The 19,104-nt window shown below is 71.4% G+C and carries 14 protein-coding genes; 1 reads left to right on the top strand and 13 read right to left on the bottom strand.

The features are described 5' to 3' along the window. Positions 1–15: 15 nt before the first annotated feature. The 6 genes from ACICHK_RS29385 to ACICHK_RS29360 form a co-directional block, all read right to left on the bottom strand. A complete protein-coding gene (locus ACICHK_RS29385) occupies positions 16–1,608 on the bottom strand; it encodes a cation acetate symporter (protein WP_406839203.1) in 1,593 nt (530 codons plus the stop codon). Further along, the gene (locus ACICHK_RS29380) at positions 1,605–2,093 is read right to left on the bottom strand and encodes a DUF485 domain-containing protein (RefSeq protein ID WP_151468744.1); all 489 of its coding nucleotides are present in this window, start codon (positions 2,091–2,093) and stop codon (positions 1,605–1,607) included. The genes ACICHK_RS29385 and ACICHK_RS29380 overlap by 4 nt, the downstream gene beginning before the upstream one ends. 105 nt (positions 2,094–2,198) lie before the next feature. After that, the gene (locus tag ACICHK_RS29375; protein ID WP_406839202.1) at positions 2,199–2,885 is read right to left on the bottom strand and encodes a response regulator; all 687 of its coding nucleotides are present in this window, start codon (positions 2,883–2,885) and stop codon (positions 2,199–2,201) included. Beyond that, positions 2,882–4,033: a sensor histidine kinase gene (locus tag ACICHK_RS29370; protein WP_406839201.1), complete on the bottom strand. Its 1,152-nt coding sequence runs from the start codon at positions 4,031–4,033 to the stop codon at positions 2,882–2,884. Before ACICHK_RS29370 ends, ACICHK_RS29375 begins: the two co-directional genes overlap by 4 nt. Further along, on the bottom strand, positions 4,030–4,557 hold the full coding sequence (locus tag ACICHK_RS29365; protein ID WP_406839200.1) for a DUF1453 domain-containing protein: 528 nt from the start codon (positions 4,555–4,557) through the stop codon (positions 4,030–4,032). The genes ACICHK_RS29370 and ACICHK_RS29365 overlap by 4 nt, the downstream gene beginning before the upstream one ends. Before the next feature lie 545 nt (positions 4,558–5,102). Next, positions 5,103–7,226, bottom strand: a complete 2,124-nt coding sequence (locus ACICHK_RS29360) for a type IIA DNA topoisomerase subunit B (protein ID WP_151468748.1) — start codon at positions 7,224–7,226, stop codon at positions 5,103–5,105. Between the two features lie 441 nt (positions 7,227–7,667). On the opposite strand from ACICHK_RS29360, the gene ACICHK_RS29355 reads away from it, so the two are divergent. Next, positions 7,668–7,898, top strand: a complete 231-nt coding sequence (locus ACICHK_RS29355) for a hypothetical protein (RefSeq protein ID WP_103549626.1) — start codon at positions 7,668–7,670, stop codon at positions 7,896–7,898. Positions 7,899–8,007: 109 nt separating this feature from the next. On the opposite strand, the gene ACICHK_RS29350 is transcribed toward ACICHK_RS29355, so the two are convergent. The 7 genes from ACICHK_RS29350 to ACICHK_RS29320 form a co-directional block, all read right to left on the bottom strand. Further along, on the bottom strand, positions 8,008–8,826 hold the full coding sequence (locus tag ACICHK_RS29350) for a serine protease (RefSeq protein WP_406839199.1): 819 nt from the start codon (positions 8,824–8,826) through the stop codon (positions 8,008–8,010). Positions 8,827–8,958: 132 nt separating this feature from the next. After that, positions 8,959–10,494, bottom strand: a complete 1,536-nt coding sequence (locus ACICHK_RS29345; RefSeq protein ID WP_151468750.1) for an RNA polymerase sigma factor — start codon at positions 10,492–10,494, stop codon at positions 8,959–8,961. Positions 10,495–10,917: 423 nt separating this feature from the next. After that, complete coding sequence (locus ACICHK_RS29340; RefSeq protein WP_192582338.1) at positions 10,918–11,805, bottom strand: FadR/GntR family transcriptional regulator; 888 nt, start codon at positions 11,803–11,805, stop codon at positions 10,918–10,920. Positions 11,806–11,967: 162 nt separating this feature from the next. Then, on the bottom strand, positions 11,968–13,740 hold the full coding sequence (locus ACICHK_RS29335) for an ATP-binding cassette domain-containing protein (protein WP_406839198.1): 1,773 nt from the start codon (positions 13,738–13,740) through the stop codon (positions 11,968–11,970). A gap of 120 nt (positions 13,741–13,860) precedes the next feature. Further along, positions 13,861–14,619, bottom strand: coding sequence for an NUDIX domain-containing protein (locus ACICHK_RS29330; RefSeq protein WP_151468752.1), 759 nt, complete (start codon positions 14,617–14,619; stop codon positions 13,861–13,863). A 128-nt stretch (positions 14,620–14,747) separates the two neighbouring features. Further along, positions 14,748–16,877, bottom strand: a complete 2,130-nt coding sequence (locus tag ACICHK_RS29325; RefSeq protein WP_406841347.1) for a glycogen debranching N-terminal domain-containing protein — start codon at positions 16,875–16,877, stop codon at positions 14,748–14,750. 386 nt (positions 16,878–17,263) lie between these two features. Further along, complete coding sequence (locus tag ACICHK_RS29320; protein ID WP_406839197.1) at positions 17,264–19,000, bottom strand: DUF4192 family protein; 1,737 nt, start codon at positions 18,998–19,000, stop codon at positions 17,264–17,266. Between the last annotated feature and the right edge of the window lie 104 nt (positions 19,001–19,104).

The following is a 19,104-nucleotide window of genomic DNA, read 5'->3' as shown; positions in this document are numbered from 1 at the left end:
GGGACGCGCGGCCGCTCAGACGGCTCCGGCACCCGTGAGCGCGCGGACCTCGATCTCGGCGTGCTTGGCCTCGTCCGGCGGCTCCGCCGAGGTGACGGTGCCGAGCCAGCCGGCGACGAAACCCAGGGGAATCGAGACGAGGCCCGGGTTCTGAAGCGGGAAGTACTGGAAGTCCACATCCGGGAACAGCGATTCGGGGCTGCCCGACACCACCGGCGAGAGCAGCACGAGCACCACCGCGGGCACCAGACCGCCGTACACGGCCCACACGGCACCGCGCGTGGTGAAGGACCGCCAGAACAAGGAGTACAGCAGCACCGGCAGATTCGCGGACGCCGCGACGGCGAAGGCGAGACCGACCAGGAAGGCGACGTTGAGATCACGGGCGAGGAGGCTCAGGGCGATGGCGACCACACCGATGCCGACCGACGCGACACGCGCCACCACGACCTCGCCGTGCGGCTTCACACGGCGGTTGCGCAACGAGGCGTACAGGTCGTGGGCCACGGCCGCCGAGGACGCGAGGGTGACTCCGGCGACGACCGCGAGAATGGTGGCGAAGGCGATCGCGGCGACAACCGCGAACAGGATCGTTCCCCCCGTCGAGTCGGCGCCGCCGCCCAAGTCCAGGGCCAGCAGCGGAACGGCGGTGTTCCCCGCGGCGTTCGCTCCCCGCACCGCCTCGGGACCGACGACGGCGGCCGCGCCGAAGCCGAGCACGATCGTCATCAGGTAGAAGCCGCCGATGAGCCCGATCGACCACACCACCGAGCGCCGGGCGGCCCGCGCGGTCGGCACGGTGTAGAAGCGCGACAGGATGTGCGGCAGGCCGGCGGTGCCGAGCACCAGCGCGAGCCCGAGGCTCATGAAGTCGAAGCGCGCCGTCCAGTCGCCGCCGTATTTCAGCCCGGGCGCGAGGAAGGCCTTGCCGTGCCCGCTGCGCCCCGCGGCCGCACGCAGCAGTTCGTTGACGTCCCCGTGGAACCGCAGCAGGACCAGCACGGTGAGCACGATGGCCCCGCCGATCAGCAGAACCGCCTTGACGATCTGGATCCAGGTGGTCGCCCGCATACCTCCCATCGACACGTAGATCACCATGAGCGCGCCGACACCGATGACCGTCCAGTTGCGTGCCGCGTCGCTCGTGCCTCCCAGCAGCAGCGAGACCAGGCTGCCCGCGCCCACCATCTGCGCCACCAGGTACATGACGGACACCACCACCGATGACGATCCCGCCGCGATCCGCACCGGCCGCTCGTCCATCCGGGCCGCAACGACGTCGGCCAGCGTGAACCGCCCGCAGTTGCGCACGAGTTCGGCGACGAGGAAGAGAACGACCAGCCAGGCCACCAGGAATCCCACGGCGTACAGCAGACCGTCGTAGCCGTACAGGGAGATGAGTCCCGTGATGCCGAGGAAGGACGCGGCCGACATGTAGTCCCCGGAGAGCGCGAAGCCGTTCTCCATCGGCGAGAACAAGCGCCCGCCCGCGTAGAACTCCTCCGCCGAGCCGTGGCGGTTGCGGCTCACCCATGTCGTGATCGCCAGCGTCACCGCGACGAACGCGCTGAACAGCAGGAGCGCCAGGGTCTGGTGATGTCCGTTCACCGCTCGCCACCCCTCGCGTTCCGCGTCATCTCCTGGGTGTCCCAGCGCAGTTCCAGGGCCGCGCGGTCCCGGCGCAGCCGCGCGTGCCGCGCGTACGCCCACGCGAGCAGGAACGTCGTGAGGAACTGCCCGAGTCCCGCGAGCAGTGCCACGTTCACCATCCCTGCGACGGGCCGCGCCATGAACCCCGGTGCGGCGGTCGCGGTCACCACGTATCCCACGTACCAGGGGAAGAAGACGGCGACGGCCGGAATCACGAACCTTCGGTATCGGCCGCGCACTTCCTGGAAGGCGGCACTGCGCTGCACCTCCAGATAGACGTGGGCGGCCCCGCCCGATCGCCCTTCGTGTTCCGAGCGGGCGGCCGGCACGGCGGGAGCGAGCGCGCCCGTGCCGTCCAACTCGCCCCAGCCGGAAGCGAGCGCGTCGTACCAGGGGTCGTCGAACCGGACGTCCCCCGTGTCGCCGCCGTCGTGCTTGTCCACCGAACTCTCCTTGTCCGCGACCTGTTTCTGCCGCGTACCCAAGGATGTGCAGATCGGAGGGCCTCCCGACCGCTCTCTCAGCGCTCTTCACCCCATCAGGTGACCTCATCCCGCGGGCGGCCGTACGAGACCTTTCCCATAGGCGTAACGGACCGCTTGGGCACGGTCCTTGAGGCCAGCCTTGGCGAAGAGATTGTTGATGTGGGTCTTCACCGTGGCCGTGGACACATGCAGCTTGCGGGCGATCTCATGGTTGCTGAGGCCCTCGGCGATCAGCAGGAGAACCTCCGTCTCGCGCGAGGTGAGCCCGTCCGGAGCCTCCGGAGGCGGGCCGGGCGCCGGTTCCGGGTCCGACAGCCGCTCCAGCAGCCGTCGCTGGACGCTCGGCGAGAGCCCCGCGTCCCCGGAGAGCACGCTTTCCACGGCCCGCACGATCTCGTCTCCTCCCGCGTCCTTGGTCAGATAGCCGCGGGCCCCGGCACGGAGCGCGGGGAACAACGACTCGTCGTCCGCGAACGTCGTGAGCACGACGACCTGGGTCCCGGGATGCTCTGCACGGATGCGCCGGGTCGCCTCGACCCCGTCGCAGCGGGGCATGCGCAGATCCATCAGCACGACGTCGGGGGCGAGTTCGGCCACCAGCTCCACCGCCTCGGCCCCGTCGCCGGCCGCTCCGACGACCTCGATCCCGGGCAACAGCCCCAGCAGCATCACGATGCCTTCGCGCACGACCGTCTGATCGTCCGCGACCACGACCCGCGCCGGCTGCCTGCCCTCCGCCCGCTCGGTCATACCGGCACCCTCAACGTCACCACGAACCCCTCCTCGCCCGGTCCGGCATCCAGCGAGCCGCCCAGCAGCTCGGCGCGCTCCCGCATGCCCAGCAGACCGTACCCGGCTCCCGAACCGCTGAGCTCGCCCGGTTTTCCACCCGAATCCCGTACATCCAGCGTCACTTCGTGCTCGCCGTAGTCCAGACGGATGTGGATCTCGGCTCCCGGAGCGTGTTTGCGCACGTTCGTCAGCGCCTCCTGCGCGACTCTGCGCACCGCTTGGGAGGCCTCCGCCGGCAGCGGCTGACGTTCGCCGGTCACCGTGACACCGGCACGGTCGGCGGTGGCGACGAGTTCGCCGAGGAAGTCCTCCAGCGGAGACATCTCGCCCCGGAGCGCGGAGAGCGCCTGCCGGGTCTCCGCGAGCCCGTCACGGGCCATTCCCCGTGCCGCCACGACCCGTTCGAGGATGGTCTCCCGGTCCGCGCCTCTCTCGATGAGCAGCCGGGCCGCCTCCAGGTGCACGAGCTGCGCCGAGAGGCTGTGCGCCAGGACGTCGTGGATCTCCCTGGCTATCCGCGCCCGCTCCGCGAGGGCCGCCGACTCCGCCTCGGCCGCGTGGGCCGCGCGTTCCTGCACCAGCAGCCGCTGCGCGCTCGCCCGCGCCTCCGCGTCGAGGCGCAGCACGTATCCCGCGAGCGCCAGTCCCGCGGCGGTGGCCGCGGTGGTCAGCCAGACGTCGTTGTCGAACGCCGCGTACGCGCCGAGCGCCACCGCCGTGGCCGGCAGGGCCGCCGCGAGGGGCAGCCGTTCGATGGCGGCGACGGCACAGCCGCACAGCAGGACGAGTGAGGGAACCCGGAAGCCCGCGCCGTATCCCGCGACCGCGACCGCCAGCAGCAGGGCGAGCAGCGCCAGGGACACCGGCAGGCGATGCTCCAGCGTGGTCCGCCAGAACCCCCAGGCGAGGAGCCCGGACACCGCGACTCCCGCGATGCCTCCGGCAACCGCCCAGCCGCCGAGCTCGGAGTTCGTGAGTGTCGTGGCGACCAGCATGGCGAGGACGATGGCGCGTGTGACCCAGGCGAGCACTCGGCGGGCCTGGTGCACCCCTACGCGGGAGAGTGCCTCACGAGAGGGCCAGCGCGTCCAGACGTCGTCCGTCACAGGCGCTCCTTCCGCAGGACCCGGCGCACACCGTCACCGTACGTCGGGACCTGCCCGGTCACCGTCGGCCGCAGGGACTGCGCCCGCCGGATCAGCAGCCCGGAACGGACCAGCAGGGTGGCCGCCAGGCCGAGCATCAGGGCGGAGGAGTCCTGGTGCACACCGAGCAGGGAACCGATGCCGAACAGACCCAGCCGCAAGCAGACGCCCACGATCCAGACGATCCCGCTGGCCTTGGTGCTCCTGCTCCACACCGAGCCGTCCGACTCGGTCCATATCCGCGTCGTCCACGCCCACCCGGCTCCGAGGGCCAGCGCCGTCACCAGTTCCGCGCCCAGCAGGAGGGACGCCTCGACCTGGTGATGCGGGTCGATCACGCCGGGCTCGCGCAGGGCCACGACGGCGAGAACGACGGGCACGGCCCACCAGCGCCGGTCCGAACCGATCCGGCGCGCGCTGAACTGGCGCACGATCACCACGACGGCGACAGCGAAGATCACCACGGCATTCATGAGCCCGGACATGCACGGCCTCCGTGAGCGAGAAGCGGGTGTCCGCAGCGAGCGCTGCCGACCCCATCGACGCTACGGACATCGCGGTCTCCGCAGATCGGAGCCGGGGTGGACCTTGGGTGGATCCCCGGCACCCCCGTCTCTCCACCCACGGGTGGACCGCTTCACGCCGAGCCCTGATCACGCGGCCTCAGCCCCGCCGAGCCGACCACAGACTTTGTTCGCCCCCTCCGCCCCTACCCTCCCCCAAGGTCTCGGCTTCGCTCGACCAGGGGGGACCCCCATCGAACCCGGGGGCGCTGCCCCCGGACCCCCGCTCCTCAAACGCCGGAGGGGCTGAAACTTCCCCCGGCCGGGGCTGTGACCGGCTGGATCTCGCACCCGCGGTCGGCAGCGCGCCGTCGGGGCCGTGCCGGTACATCGAATGCCCGCAGGCCGGACGGATCAGAACCCACCCGCACCTCGAAACCCCGCTGGGATCCGTCCGGATGCGGGCGGATGTACCGGCACGGCCCCGCCCCACCCACCGGGCCCAGGCCGCGAACCACCCGGCAGGGCTACGCGTCGATCCGCGACCGGTCCAGCGTCGCGGCCGAGCTGGAGATGAACTCCTTGCGCGGAGCCACGTCGTTCCCCATCAGCAGGTCGAACACCTGCTCGGAGGCCTCCAGGTCGGAGATGTTGATCCGGCGCAGCGTCCGGAACCGCGGATCCATCGTCGTCTCGGCCAGCTGATCGGCGTCCATCTCTCCGAGACCCTTGTACCGCTGGATCGAGTCCTTGTAGCGCACACCCTTGCGCTGCAGCTCCAGCACCGTCTCCCGCAGCTCACGGTCCGAGTACGTGTAGACGTACTTGTCCTGCCCCCTCTTGGGCTGGCTGAGTTCGATCCGGTGCAGCGGCGGAACCGCCGCGAACACCCGTCCCGCCTCGACCATGGGCCGCATGTAACGCTGGAACAGCGTCAGCAGCAGAATCCGGATGTGCGCGCCGTCGACATCGGCGTCGACAAGGAGAATGATCTTCCCGTAGCGCGCCGCGTCGATGTCGAAGGTCCGCCCGGAACCGGCACCTATGACCTGGATGATCGCACCGCACTCGGCGTTCTTCAGCATGTCCGTCACGGACGCCTTCTGAACGTTGAGGATCTTGCCCCGGATCGGCAGCAGCGCCTGGAACTCGGAGTTCCGGGCCAGCTTCGCCGTACCCAGCGCGGAGTCGCCCTCGACGATGAACAGCTCGCTGCGCTCGACGTCGTCACTGCGGCAGTCGGCGAGCTTGGCGGGCAGCGAGGAGGACTCCAGGGCCGTCTTGCGGCGCTGTGCGTCCTTGTGCTGACGGGCGGCGATCCTCGTGCGCGCGGCGGCGACGGCCTTCTCCATGACGACCCGCGCCTGCGCGGCCTCGTCCCGCTTCGTGGAGGTCAGGAACGCCTTGAGCTCCTTGGTCACCACGTTCGTCACGATGCGGCGGGCGGCCGAGGTGCCGAGGACCTCCTTCGTCTGCCCCTCGAACTGCGGCTCGGCGAGGCGCACGGTGACGACGGCCGTGAGACCCTCCAGCGCGTCGTCCTTGACGATGTCGTCCTCGGCGACCCGCAGCAGCTTCTTGGTCCGCAGGACCTCGTTCATCGTCTTGGCGACGGCCTGCTCGAAGCCCGCGACGTGGGTGCCGCCCTTGGGGGTGGCGATGATGTTCACGAACGACTTCAGGGTCGTGTCGTATCCGGTGCCCCAGCGCAGGGCGACATCGACGCCCAGCTCACGGGTGACCTCGGTCGGAGTCATCTGGCCGTGCTCGTCGAGGACCGGGACGGTCTCCTTGAAGGTCCCCTGCCCGGTGAAGCGGAGGACGTCGCAGACCGGCTTGTCGGTTGCCAGGAACTCGCAGAACTCGCTGATTCCGCCGTCGAAGCGGAACGACTCCTCGCCCTTGCTGCCGCCTTCACCGAGCCCGAACTCGTCACGGACGACGATGGTCAGGCCCGGCACCAGGAAGGCGGTCTGGCGGGCGCGCTGGTGGAGGTGCTCCAGGGAGAGCCTGGCGTCCTTGAGGAAGATCTGGCGGTCGGCCCAGTAGCGCACGCGCGTGCCGGTGCGGGTCTTCGGGATCCGCTTGAGCTTGCGCAGCCCGCCCGTCGCGTCGAAGGCGGCGTCGGGCCCGTCGGCCTTGAAGGCACCCGGGGTGCCGCGCCGGAAGCTCACGGCGTGGGTCTGGCCGTTGCGGTCCACCTCGACGTCCAGGCGGGCAGAGAGCGCGTTCACCACGGAGGCGCCCACGCCGTGCAGACCGCCGGAGGCCGCGTACGAGCCGCCGCCGAACTTGCCGCCGGCGTGCAGCTTGGTCATGACGACCTCGACGCCGGAGAGACCGGTCTTGGGCTCCACGTCGACGGGGATGCCACGGCCGTTGTCCCGCACCTCGACGGAGGCGTCGTCGTGCAGGATGACCTCGATGTGGTCGCAGTAGCCCCCGAGGGCCTCGTCCACGGAGTTGTCGATGATCTCCCACAGACAGTGCATCAGGCCACGACTGTCGGTCGACCCGATGTACATGCCCGGGCGCTTCCGCACTGCCTCGAGCCCCTCAAGGACGAGCAGGTGCCGCGCGGTGTAGTTGGAACCGTCACGGTCTGCTCCGGTCAGCAGCGCTGTGGACGGCACGGACGTCTCGGCGGTCACGCGGTTCGCTCCTCGCTGAATTTCATGGGAGGCCCTTTTGGGTAAGGGCCCGGCTTCGGTCGCCGCTCAGAGGGTACCGAGGCCTGGTAGAGCCGTTGTAGCACCACCCTCGCTTGAACTCACCCTAGTCCAGGATCGCATGAGTGTTCGATCCCTCGATGGAGTGAAGTACATATCACGTTCCCTTCGAGGCATGAACCATTTAGGCTCCGGGCACGTCCTCATGAACAACCGGCAATCCAGCCGGGAGGACCGACACCTGACAGACAGCGCGAACCCGTACAGACACAAAGACACGCAATACGGCTCATTCGCCGCCACCCGGCAGCAGACAACCGCCCCGAAAGAAAATTTCGAGGAAAAGCCGCGAGCGGGAACGTTTTCGGCCTGGTTGGATGTTGACCCTGGTACGACAGCTCGTCGAGCTAGAGAAGAGGCGACGTGACTACTGTTCTGACCCCCGCGAGCCCGCTGACGGCCGCTGACCGCTGCGACCGTTGCGGCGCCCAGGCATATCTGCGCGTCGTCCTCCTGAGCGGCGGAGAACTGCTCTTCTGCGCCCACCACGGTCGCAAGTTCGAGCCGGAACTCAAGAAGATCGCCGCTGAGATACAGGACGAGACGGAGCGGCTCACGTCCGTTCCCGAGAGCGTCAACGACGAAGATCGCTGACCCTTCGCATCAACGACGAGCGGGTGCCGGCGACAGGCCGGTGAGTGGGCGGTCACCCCCTGGACACAGGGTGTGACCGCCCACACTCGTATCGCGTCGCCAAGGGCTCTCAGCGTCCCGCGTCCAGCGCCCGGACCACCTCCGAGACCCGCGTGTAGACACCCGGGCTCCCCGCGCGCCCGCAGCCGCTCCCCCATGACACCAGACCTATCAGGCGCCCCTGGGCGACCAGCGGCCCGCCGCTGTCCCCCTGGCAGGCGTCATGACCGCCCCCCGGCTCTCCGGCGCAGACCATGGACGCCGCGTCGTAGGTCCCGGTCTCATCGCCGGGATAGGCCCGCTCACAGGAGGCGTCGGACAGCACGTGCACGTCCGCGGCCCGCAGGCTGGTCGCATAGTCGCCACCGCCTGTCAGGTCGCCCCAGCCGTAGACCACGGCGGCGGTCCCCGGCTCGTAGGCCGGGTCCCCCGAGGGCGCCATGCGGATCACGGAGGCGGCCGGCAGCGGCTCGGCGAGCGTCAGCACGCCGAAGTCCCCGGCGCTCGTATCGCTGTCGTAGCGCGGGTTGACCCAGATGTCGCGTACGGGGATCTCCTTGCCGTCGTCCGACGTGAGGTTTCCCCGCCCCGCTATGACCTTCAGATCGTCCGTCCGGCGCGACGGCGCCCCCAGCACGTCGTCGCCGAGGCAGTGGGCCGCGGTGAGGACCGTGGTCGGACCGATGACCACCCCTCCGCAGAACTGGCCGGCGCGCGTACCCCCGAACCGGTCACGGCTGGACAGCGCGACCGTCCACGGGCTCTCGGAGATCTGGACCGGACGGCTTCCGATGACAACGCTGTCAGGAGATGCCAGGGCAGGGGTCGTCAGGGATATCACCGCTGTGGCGGCCGCGAGGGCCAGCGTCGGGGCGTAGGGACGGCGCATGCGCGCTCCTCACACTGGGAGGGTCGTGGAACACCCAGAGTGATCCAGCGGGCGCGGGCACGCACTCCGCGCACACGGAGAGGGCCCGGCCCCCAAAAGGGGGTCGGGCCCTCTCCGACATGCGGCCGAGGCCTAGTCGAGGTAGTCGCGCAGCACCTGGGAACGCGACGGGTGACGCAGCTTCGACATGGTCTTGGACTCGATCTGGCGGATCCGCTCACGGGTCACGCCGTACACCTTGCCGATCTCGTCGAGGGTCTTCGGCTGGCCGTCTGTGAGGCCGAAGCGCATCGACACGACACCCGCCTCACGCTCGGACAGGGTGTCGAGAACGGAGTGCAGCTGCTCCTGGAGGAGCGTGAAGCTGACCGCGTCGGCGGGGACCACGGCCTCGGAGTCCTCGATGAGGTCACCGAACTCGCTGTCGCCGTCCTCACCCAGGGGGGTGTGCAGCGAGATGGGCTCACGACCGTACTTCTGGACCTCGATGACCTTCTCGGGGGTCATGTCGAGCTCCTTGGCCAGCTCCTCCGGGGTGGGTTCACGACCCAGGTCCTGGAGCATCTGGCGCTGCACGCGCGCGAGCTTGTTGATGACCTCGACCATGTGCACCGGGATACGGATGGTGCGGGCCTGGTCGGCCATGGCACGGGTGATCGCCTGACGGATCCACCAGGTGGCGTACGTCGAGAACTTGTAGCCCTTGGTGTAGTCGAACTTCTCGACCGCGCGGATCAGACCGAGGTTGCCCTCCTGGATGAGGTCCAGGAAGAGCATGCCGCGACCGGTGTAGCGCTTGGCCAGGGAGACCACCAGGCGGAGGTTGGCCTCCAGGAGGTGATTCTTGGCGCGGCGGCCGTCCTCGGCGATGATCTCGAGCTCACGCTTGAGCTTGGGAGCGAGCTTGTCGGCGTTGGCCAGCTTGTCCTCGGCGAACAGACCGGCCTCGATGCGCTTGGCGAGCTCGACCTCCTGCTCGGCGTTGAGCAGCGGGACCTTGCCGATCTGCTTGAGGTAGTCCTTGACGGGGTCGGCGGTGGCACCGGCGGCGGCGACCTGCTGCGCGGGCGCGTCGTCCTCGTCCTCGTCGGACAGGACGAAGCCCTGGGCGCCGTCCTCGGTGGGCTCGTCCGCGCCGGGCTTGCCCGGGGTCTCCTCGACCGTCTCGTCGTCGACGAGCTCGGCGTCGTCCTTCTTGGCGCTCGTCTTCTTGGCCGCCGTCTTCTTGGCGACCGTCTTCTTGGCGACGGTCTTCTTGGCCGTCGCCTTCTTGACTGCGGCGGGCTTGCCTGCGGAGGCGTCCTCGGCCGAATCGTCGGCGAGGGCAGCCGGAGCCGCGGTGGCGGTGGCCTTCTTGGTGGTCACCGTCTTGGCCGCCACGGTCTTGGTGGCGGTGCGCTTGGCCGGACTCTTCGCTGCGACGCTCTTTCGGGTGCGCTTGGGCTCCGCGGCACTGACCATCAGCGTCACACCCTCTTCCTCGAGGATCTGGTTGAGGCTGCGCAGTACGTTCTTCCACTGAGTGGCCGGAATCTGGTCAGCTTCGAAGGCCCGACGCACGTCATCGCCGGCGATCTGCCCCTCAGCCTTTCCCCGCTCGATGAGCGCCATGACAGAGACGGACTCGGCGATCTCCGGCGGGAGCGTACGGGATGTGCTGGCCGACACGAACAACCTCTCGGAACGTTGGAAAACGGCTTCCGGCCCCGTCCACTGCGGACAGGAACCGACGACCGCCGACTGGGGATGGGCCGACGGCGCGGGCGGGGGCCGGGAAGATTCACAGCGCCACACACGGCGTCTGTATTCCTTCCTCGGCTGTCACCTCTTAGGTCATCGCGCTGCCCCGAAGAGCGTTACGCCCAATCTGCGTGGCCCGAGTCACACCCCGTAAGCACTCAAAAGATGACAGATCCCGTCAAACTAGGTTAGTTCATGATCCGCCGCCCGGTCGTACCGTCGGGGCCTCACCGAATCCGCGAAGGATTCGGTGAGGCCCCGACAGGTGAGATCCCGACGGGTGAGGGCTCACGGGTCCGACGCCGCCACGGACGTGTACCCGCTCCGGGCCGCGTCACCCGCGCCGCGCGATCAGTGCTCGCGCGGCGCGGGCACGACACGCTCCACCTCGGGGTGGACGGTGAGGAGCTGCCGCATGGCCGTCTCGGCCGCCGCGCCGTCGCCCGCCGCGAGGGCGTCCACGATGCGGGCGTGGTGTCCCAGCGAGGCCTCGTTCGGCCGGTCGCAGCCGGTGACCGGGCCGCCGGAGACCTGGAGCGCCGCCGACACGATCCCGGAGAGGTGCTCCAGCATCCTGTTGCCCGCGAGCTGGATGAGCAGCGCGTGGAACTCGGCGTCGGCCCGGGAGAAGGTGAGGGCGTCACCCTGCGACATGGCGTGGCCCATGATCTCGACCATGTCACCGAGCCTCTGCTTGATCTCCTCGCGCTCGTGTCCGGCCGCGAGGCGCGCGGCGAGCGGCTCGATGGTCCAGCGGAGCTCGCTCAGCTCGCGCCGCTGGTCGTCCCGCTGCGGCCCGAAGGCCCGCCATTCGATGATGTCCGGGTCGAGGAGGTTCCAGTCACTGACGGGACGCACCCGCGTGCCGACGTTCGGGCGGGCGCTGACCAGCCCCTTCGCCTCCAGGACGCGGAGCGACTCACGGACGACGGTCCGGGAGACCTCGAACCGCTGACCGATCTCCTCGGGCACGAGCGGACGGTCCGCGCCGAGGTCTCCGGAGACGATCATCTGGCCGAGCTGCTGGACGAGCTGGCCGTGCAGCCCGCGTCCGCGGCTGCCCGCGGCGCGGCGGCCGACGCGGCCGAGTTCCGGCTCGGCGCTCTCCCAGACGGGGGGACCCACACGGTCCGCACCGGAAGCGTCGCTATAGGGGTAACGGTCGAGTTCGCCCGGTCCGGCCAGGCCGGAATCGGCGGAACGGGCGGCGGTCATCATGGTCTGCGCAAGGGTACTCACGGGTCTTTTGTCGGCGCCGACTCCAACTGCCTTGAGGTCTTTGGTGAAAAGCACACGAAAGGGTGATCGCTCACACCGTCGCAATTGACGCCTTATCGGAAAGAAATGGGCGTTCTTCGGGGAGTTGTGCGCACAGGGGGAACGGAAGGGTGCGGACGGTCGTCATCGGACCCGGCTCCGCAGGGTCGTGAGCAGATACGCACAGAGCAGAGCGGCCAGCGACAACAACAGTGCTCCGCCCACGGGTTGGGCGAGCACCCGCACACCGGCGGCCAGGTATCGCTCCCCGCCGAACGGCCACTGCACGAGAACCAGTTCCCGGAGCCGCTCCGGGAATCCGGCGGCCGACCGCACGGACGGCCCCTGAAAGGCTTTTTGTACGAGCGGTACGACGGCGACCGGCACGGCGAGCACCGCCGCGAGCCCGGCGGCGGTGGAGCGGAAGATGCCGGCCGCCAGCACACCCGCCCACGCGCAGCCCACCACGAGGCCGAACCAACTCGCGCTCAACGAGAGCCAGTCCGACGGAACTCCGGCGAGCTCCCGTCCGTAGACGAGGTAGAGCGCCTCGAGGTCGCACCCCACCGTGACGAACGCCAGCAGCAGCGCGGTGACCGAGGCGACGAGGAGTTTCGCGGCCAGCAGTCCCAGCCGGCGCGGGACGGTGCCGCGGTCCGCGGCCAGGGCGGGATGGCGGAACTCCTCGCCGAAGGCGACGGCGCCCAGCAGCCCGGCTCCGAGCGCGGCGGGCGGCAGCGGGAGTTCCCGGGGCCACGCGGCCAGCAGACGCGGCTGGGGCGTATGACCGATCCTGGCCAGGAGGACGGACAGGAGGACCGAGGTGACGAGAACGGCGGCCGCGGTGAAGTAGCCGGTACCGACACCGGCGGCCCTGCGCAGTTCGTAGCGCAGGGGGCGCAGCGGGCTCCGGACCTGGCGTACGGCGATGGGGGGCGGGAGGGCGGAAAGGACGTCCGCGGCCGGTGCCTCGGTCGGCGCCCCGGCGGGGCGCTGCTCGGCGGCGGGGTGCTCGCCCTCCTCCGGCGGCACGATCGGAGCGGGTCCCATGTCTCCCGTCTCGTCGGCGAGTTGGTGTACGAGGATGCCGTGCCGGAAGGCCGTCTCGCCGATGTCGGCGCAGGTACTGCCGTACACCGAGAGCCGGTTGCCCTCTTCATGGACGACTTCGACGGAGCGCTGCGCCGAGCGGGCCTCCTTGGTCAGGAGCGAGCCGAGCCGGACGGCGTGCGGACTGCGGACGGCGACCCGCGGGCGGAGCCGGGTACGGGCGAACTCCGCGGCCTCCTGATCGGCGACCAGGCGGCCCTGGTCCAGCGTGACGACCCGGTCCGCGGTTCGAGCGGCCTCCTTGGGGTCGTCCGTGGTGAACAGCACCGCGCCGCCCTGTGTCGCGTGGGCGCGCAGGATCCCGTGCAGCCACCGCCCTTCCCTGACGGCCAGTCCGTCCGTGGGGCCGTCGAGCACGAGGGCGTGGGGGGCGGACAGGAGCGCGCAGGCCAGTCCGAGCCGGCGGTCCATGCCGCGGGACAGCGTGCCCAGGTTCTCGTTCCGGAGGCTGACGAGTCCGACCGCTTCGAGGACTTCGTCCGCGCGGCGCACGGGTACACCGGCCGCGGCACACAGCATGCGGAGCTGGCCTCGGACCGTGCGTGCCGGATGACCCGGCACCTCGCCCATGAGCACGCCGACCTCGCGCGAGGGGTGAGCGATCCGATGCAGCGGCCTGCCTCGGAAGTAGGTGATCCCGCGGCCCTGTTGGAGTTCGAGCATGAGCCTCAGCGCCGTCGTCTTGCCCGCGCCCGGGGCTCCGACGAGCGCCGTGACGTGGCCCGCGCGCGCCTCGAAGGACACGTCGTCGACGGCGGGGGGACGCGCCTTGCGGGTGTTGCTGGTCAGTCCGATGGCCTGGATCACTCAAAGCAAGATAGCGCGACATTTCGGATTTTCCGGGCACCATGCGAATCGTCCCCGCCGAGCCTCGCGGTCCGGCGAGCGCGCCCGGCGTGGGGTCCCGGACCGCTTTCGCCGCCCTGCTCAGACCTCGGGGCGCAGCATCGGCGGGTTGAGCAGCGTGGCACCGCCCGCGCGGAACAACTGGGCGGGCCGGCCGCCCTGGCGCGTGGTCGTGCCCCCGGTGGGCACGAGGAAGCCCGGCGTACCGGTCACCTTGCGGTGGAAGTTGCGCGGGTCGAGCGCCACGCCCCACACCGCCTCGTAGACACGGCGCAGCTCACCGACGGTGAACTCGGTCGGGCAGAAAGCGGTCGCCAGCGACGAGTACTCGATCTTGGACCGGGCACGCTCCACACCGTCCGAGAGGATCTGCGCGTGGTCGAAGGCGAGGGGTGCCGCCTTCTCCCCGTCACGCCCGTACCCGCCCTGCTGCAGCAGTTCCTCGACCGGCGCCCAGCGTGCGCTGTTCGCGTCGCCGCCCGCCCGGGGAGCGGGCAGGTCGGGGGCGAGGGCGAGATGCGCGACGCTCACCACGCGCATCCGGGGATCGCGCTTGGGGTCGCCGTAGGTCGCGAGCTGCTCGAGGTGGGCGCCGTTGTCCTGCGCGGGCACGGAGGGGTCGTGGGCGCACAGGCCCGTCTCCTCGACCAGTTCGCGCGCCGCGGCCTGGGCCAGATCCTCGTCGGGCCGTACGAAGCCGCCGGGCAGTGCCCACCGCCCCTGGAACGGCTGCTCGCCCCGCCGTACCGCCAACGCACACAGGGCATGGCGGCGCACGGTCAGCACGACCAGGTCCACGGTCACGGCGAAGGGCGGAAAGGCTGACGGGTCGTAGGGCATGCCGCGATCATAGTCGTCTGCCTGACGATAAACACCTCCTTCAGGAGCCCGGTCCGTGGTCGACCGACTTCCGTCCCGTACGGCACCGCGCCGCCGAGGGCCACCGGCCGGTGGCGTGCCCCTCGACGTCACACCCCCAACCGCAGTCCGTCTCCCGCCTCCTCGACCGTGGCCGTCCCGAGTCTGCTGACGCGCACGGAGAACGGGGCACCCGAGATCCGCAGGCCCGTCAGCGCGATCTCTCCCAGGGGCGCGGACCGGAACGGGCGCAGGGTCACGGTCCCCGCGGGTACGTCGGGGCGGATCCCGGCCAGGGAGCAGAGCAGCAGCACCCCGGCCGCGGCGGAGGTGGCCGCGGGGCGGGAGGCGGCCGGATGGGGAAGCGGGGCGCTTCCCCGCGTACGCCGCTCCCCCGCGTACATCTCGGGCAGTCTGCCGCCGAAGGACTCGGCGGCCGCCAGTACGCCCCGCAGCAGTGAGCCGGCCTCCTCCTCATGGCCCGCGGCGGCGAGCCCCGTGACGGCGACGACCGTCTCGTGGACGCGCACGGCCCCGCTGCGATGCCCGAACGGGTTGTACGCCACGTCCTTCGCCCCGAGGCTGCGCAGTCCCCAGCCCGAGTCCATGGCCGGGCCGCCGAGCAGCCGCGCGAGCTGTTCGGTCCGAGCCTTGTCGAGCAGACCAGGGGCCGTCTCGCCGGAATCCGCCAGGCCGGTGTCGAGGAGATGGGCGGCGCCCGAACCGAGCTGGGGCACGGGGCGCCCGTCCCGGGTGCGGGCGGCGGCCGGTCGGCCACCGGCCCGGTCCTCGATCCAGAAGTCGTCGCAGAACGCCGTCCGCAACGCCTGCGCCCACTGCCGCAACTCCGCGCCACCGGCCCGACCGTAGGCGTCGAGCAGATCGGCGCCGAGCAGCGCCGCGCGATGCGCGTGCGCCTGCGTCTCGCAGCGGAGCGGTCCGCCCGGCTGCGGGTCGGGCAGATACGTGCTGTCACCGGCCGTGGTCCGCAGCCATTCCAGGCACCGCTCGGCCGCGGGCAGCAACTCCTCCACCTCCCGCTCGGCCAGCCCCCAGCGCCGGGCCTCGGCGAGAAGCACGGGGAAGAGCAGTGTCGCCTCGGTCGCCGTGCAGCCCGGCGGCAGGTGTGGCCCGCTGTCCCGCAGCGGCCCCGGAATCAGTCCGGAACGCGGTCCCGGACCGGCGAGCTGTGCACGGGCGAGGGTGCGCAGCGTGCCCGCCGCGAGACGCGTGCCGAGCGGCAGGGTCATCCGGGCCGCGGTCAGTGCCTCGGCCGGCGCCAGCCCGCAGCGCCAGGGGGCTCCCGCCGCGAGGTGCGTGTCGGCCGGATGCCGGGGATCGCGCAGCAGCAGGGCCCGAAGGTCATCGACACAGACACGCAGGAGCGCTTCGGCACCGGGCTCGTCGCTCACCGCCCTGGCCCGGGCGAACGGGTCCCCCGCACCACGGCCCACCGCTCTGACCGGCCCCTGGCCGTCCGGTCTGACGCGCAGTTCCACGGTGAGGGTGCCGCCCGGCGGCAGTTCGAGTTCCCAGCGCAGCAGGCCGGCCGAGGCAAGGGCATCGGTGGGCGGCGGGTCGGCGGTGACGGTCACGTGGCCCGTCGGGCAGGACCAGCGCAGACCGGCCGCGTGGACGCTGGCGGGCAGCTCGGGCCCGGCCCGGCCCGAGGCGACGTCGCCCAGTTCCGCGAGATCCGTCCCGAGGGCGACCTCGACGGGCAGGCGCAGAGCCCGAAGGGCCGAGCTGTGCAGGGTGATCCGTTCGACGCCGTCCGCGTGACGGGTTCTTTCGACGACCACGTCCGGGTCCGGGCCGGCGTCGGGGGAAGCGCGCAGCGTACCCACGAAGCGGGCCCGGTCGGCCGCGAGCATCCGGGCCTGCACCGCGAGCGGTTCCCGGCCCGCGACCCGGACCCGGCAGCGGGACAGGATCCGTCGGCCCGCCGTGTAGAAACCCTCCAGCCCGTGGCCGGTCAGCTGTCCTTCCTCCGTCGAGATCACCAGGCCGGGGAGAGCGGCGCAGATCAAGGTGGTGTGTGCGGGCGGCAGGTCCGCCGGTCGGCCAGGCACGGGAAAGGGCACCCGGGGAACGCCGGGGCCGCGCCCCGCCGGGAGGAAGGGCGCACCGGCGTCACGGCCCGCTCGTGGGTCCGCCGGAGCGCCCCCGCGTCCGGCGGACCGAGCGGGCTCGTGCCCGGGCGGACGACCGCCGTCGGGCGCCGAGGACAGATGGGGCATGGGCATGGGGTGGCTTCCTCCGCGCTCGGCGCGCCTGGAGCGCGCTCGGCTCCTGATGGGGGCTCCGCGAGGTCGCGGGCTGTGCGGCGGCGCAATCCGGCCACGGATTCCGCCACTCAGGTGAACGGGACAGCCCCGCCCGGGGTCACGCGGTCGCCACCGGATGCCGACCGAATGGCGGTGGGGCGGCCCGTCGGCTCCACGGGCACCGGCCGAACGGCGGCCGACGGCGTGGAAGGCGACGTGGCCGGGAAACGCACTGTCCGACAACGGAAGGACCGGGGCGCGGCCCGCCCGCGGAGCGCCGGGGATCCCGCCAGGCTCCGGCCGAGCGGTCCGACCGGCCTTCGTCTCGGATTCGTCCCGCTGTACCGCACCCCGCCCGCTCACCCGTCCTCCCCGGCGCCGTGCCGCTCACCGTCACCCCGCCCACGTGACCGGCCGCCCGCCCTGTCCTCCGCCCGCCGCGGCCGGACCTTGGCCGCCGAGGCATCGCCCGCCGGTCGGCGCCCATGGACGTCCGCGGTTCCGGGGCCGCGTCGCCCCGGCCGGCCACCGCCGTTCGCGGTCGAACGGGGCCTGCGGCGGCGAGCGGCAGACACCGGGGGCGGGGTGTCCGGCGCACGGGAACCGGACGCCGGGCCGGCCGTCGCGGGCCTCGCGGCGGAACCGGCCGGCTGGTCCGTGCCGGCCGGCCCGCCGCCCGTACGCTCCGCGCGCAGGCAGCGCCGGACGGACTCCGGATCCAGGCCCTCGTTGCACGCCTGGTGGAGAAGACGCGCGAACAGATAGTCGGGATCGGCGCCGAGCGCCATGGCGAGCGCTTCCCGTGCCTCCAGCTCGTCGCCCATGGACCAGGCGACCCACCCCGCGAGGGTGAGGGGTGCCGCCGCGTGTTCGCGGTAGGGGCCGACACAGCGACGGGCGAGTGCTCGCCACAGGCGCAGCGCCGGGGCGGCCTCGTCGCCCTCCATCCACTGCGCGGCACGGTCACGGGTCGTACGGTCCTGCAGGCCGAGGATCAGTGTGGCGGCCTCGTCGTTCTCCAGGAGTCCGTCGTCGCGCAGGTCCGACGGACGTGTGCCCGACACGGGAAAGGCCGCCGCGAACCGGTCCCTGAGCCGCCGGGCCAGCGTGAGGGACTCCTCGGCCACCTCGGCCCGGCTGCCCTCCTCCAGAATCCTCGGCACGAGGGCCATGCTGGCCGTGTCGAGCGCCGCCTCCTGGCCCGGAACGGCGGCGGACTCCCGGGACAGGAGCCTTGCTGTCAGGTCCTTCAGGGATCCGCGCACCTGAAGGCCGGCGTACGTCGCGGCGGCGGCGAGGACGGACGTACCCGGCAGCCCCATCGACGTGCCTTCCACCGGGCAGCACCCCTGGCCCGGGCAGGTGTACGACCAGAAACGGCCGTCGGAGATGCAGAGAGCCTCGACCACCGGAACGTCGAGACGTCCGCAGGCCGTCCGCAGCAGCTGCGCGAGCGGGCGCAGGCGTTCCATCACCTCCCTCCCCGATTCGCCGCTCCCGGGTTCCTGGCACAGGTAAGCCACCATGCTCTCGGGGCGGGCGCCTCGGCGCTCACTCCCTTTCACCAGCCCCTGTGCGAGCTGGTCGGAGGCGGACGGCCAGTCCTCCGCGTGGGCCGGGATCCCGAGGCGGGCCCGGCCGCCGAACCGGCCCCGCCGCTCCCGGTCGTGCAGGGCCACCAGCACGATGCTGTCGTCGGGGCGGTACCCGAGGAGATAGGGCAGCGCGTCGGCCAGCTCTGCCGGGGTGCGGAGGGTCACCTGGTGTTCTCCGCCCGGAAGGCCGACGACGCCCGCATGGTGGTCGTCGTGGCCGCGGCGCACGCCGTCCCCGTGGCGCAGCCCGCCGAGGACGGCCGTGCCGTCGGGAACCTCCGGGCCGGCCTGCCGGACCGGCCGGTCCCGGCCGTCCTGGTTCTCGTGTCCGGGCCCGCCGTCCGGAACCCACCCGTCGCCGGCCCGGCCGCCCGGACCGCTCCGGCCGCCGTGATCGCCTTCGCCACCGGATCGGTCGCTCCCCTGGTCCCAGCCGCGTCCACCGACCGGGCCGGTGTTCTCGTCGCCGGACGTGTCGGTCGCTTCGTCGTGATTCGTCATGCGGTGACCATCTCGCGGATCACGAAATTCCGGTTGAGCCTGTGGATAACAGTCCCCATGATCACGACAGAAGTTGTCCACAGCTCGACGGCTCGTTCGCGTTG

Source organism: Streptomyces sp. AHU1 (assembly GCF_045343905.1).
GTDB lineage: Bacteria > Actinomycetota > Actinomycetes > Streptomycetales > Streptomycetaceae > Streptomyces > Streptomyces triticiradicis.
This window is presented reverse-complemented; position numbering and strand designations above follow the sequence as displayed.

Excerpts from the sequence above, each read along its gene's own strand:
- ACICHK_RS29375 (WP_406839202.1), bottom strand. The coding sequence starts at position 2,885 with ATGACCGAGCGGGCGGAGGGCAGGCAGCCGGCGCGGGTCGTGGTCGCG.
- ACICHK_RS29365 (WP_406839200.1), bottom strand. The coding sequence starts at position 4,557 with ATGTCCGGGCTCATGAATGCCGTGGTGATCTTCGCTGTCGCCGTCGTG.
- ACICHK_RS29350 (WP_406839199.1), bottom strand. The coding sequence starts at position 8,826 with ATGCGCCGTCCCTACGCCCCGACGCTGGCCCTCGCGGCCGCCACAGCG.
- ACICHK_RS29330 (WP_151468752.1), bottom strand. The coding sequence starts at position 14,619 with ATGCCCTACGACCCGTCAGCCTTTCCGCCCTTCGCCGTGACCGTGGAC.
- ACICHK_RS29325 (WP_406841347.1), bottom strand. The coding sequence starts at position 16,877 with ATGCCCCATCTGTCCTCGGCGCCCGACGGCGGTCGTCCGCCCGGGCAC.
- ACICHK_RS29320 (WP_406839197.1), bottom strand. The coding sequence starts at position 19,000 with ATGACGAATCACGACGAAGCGACCGACACGTCCGGCGACGAGAACACC.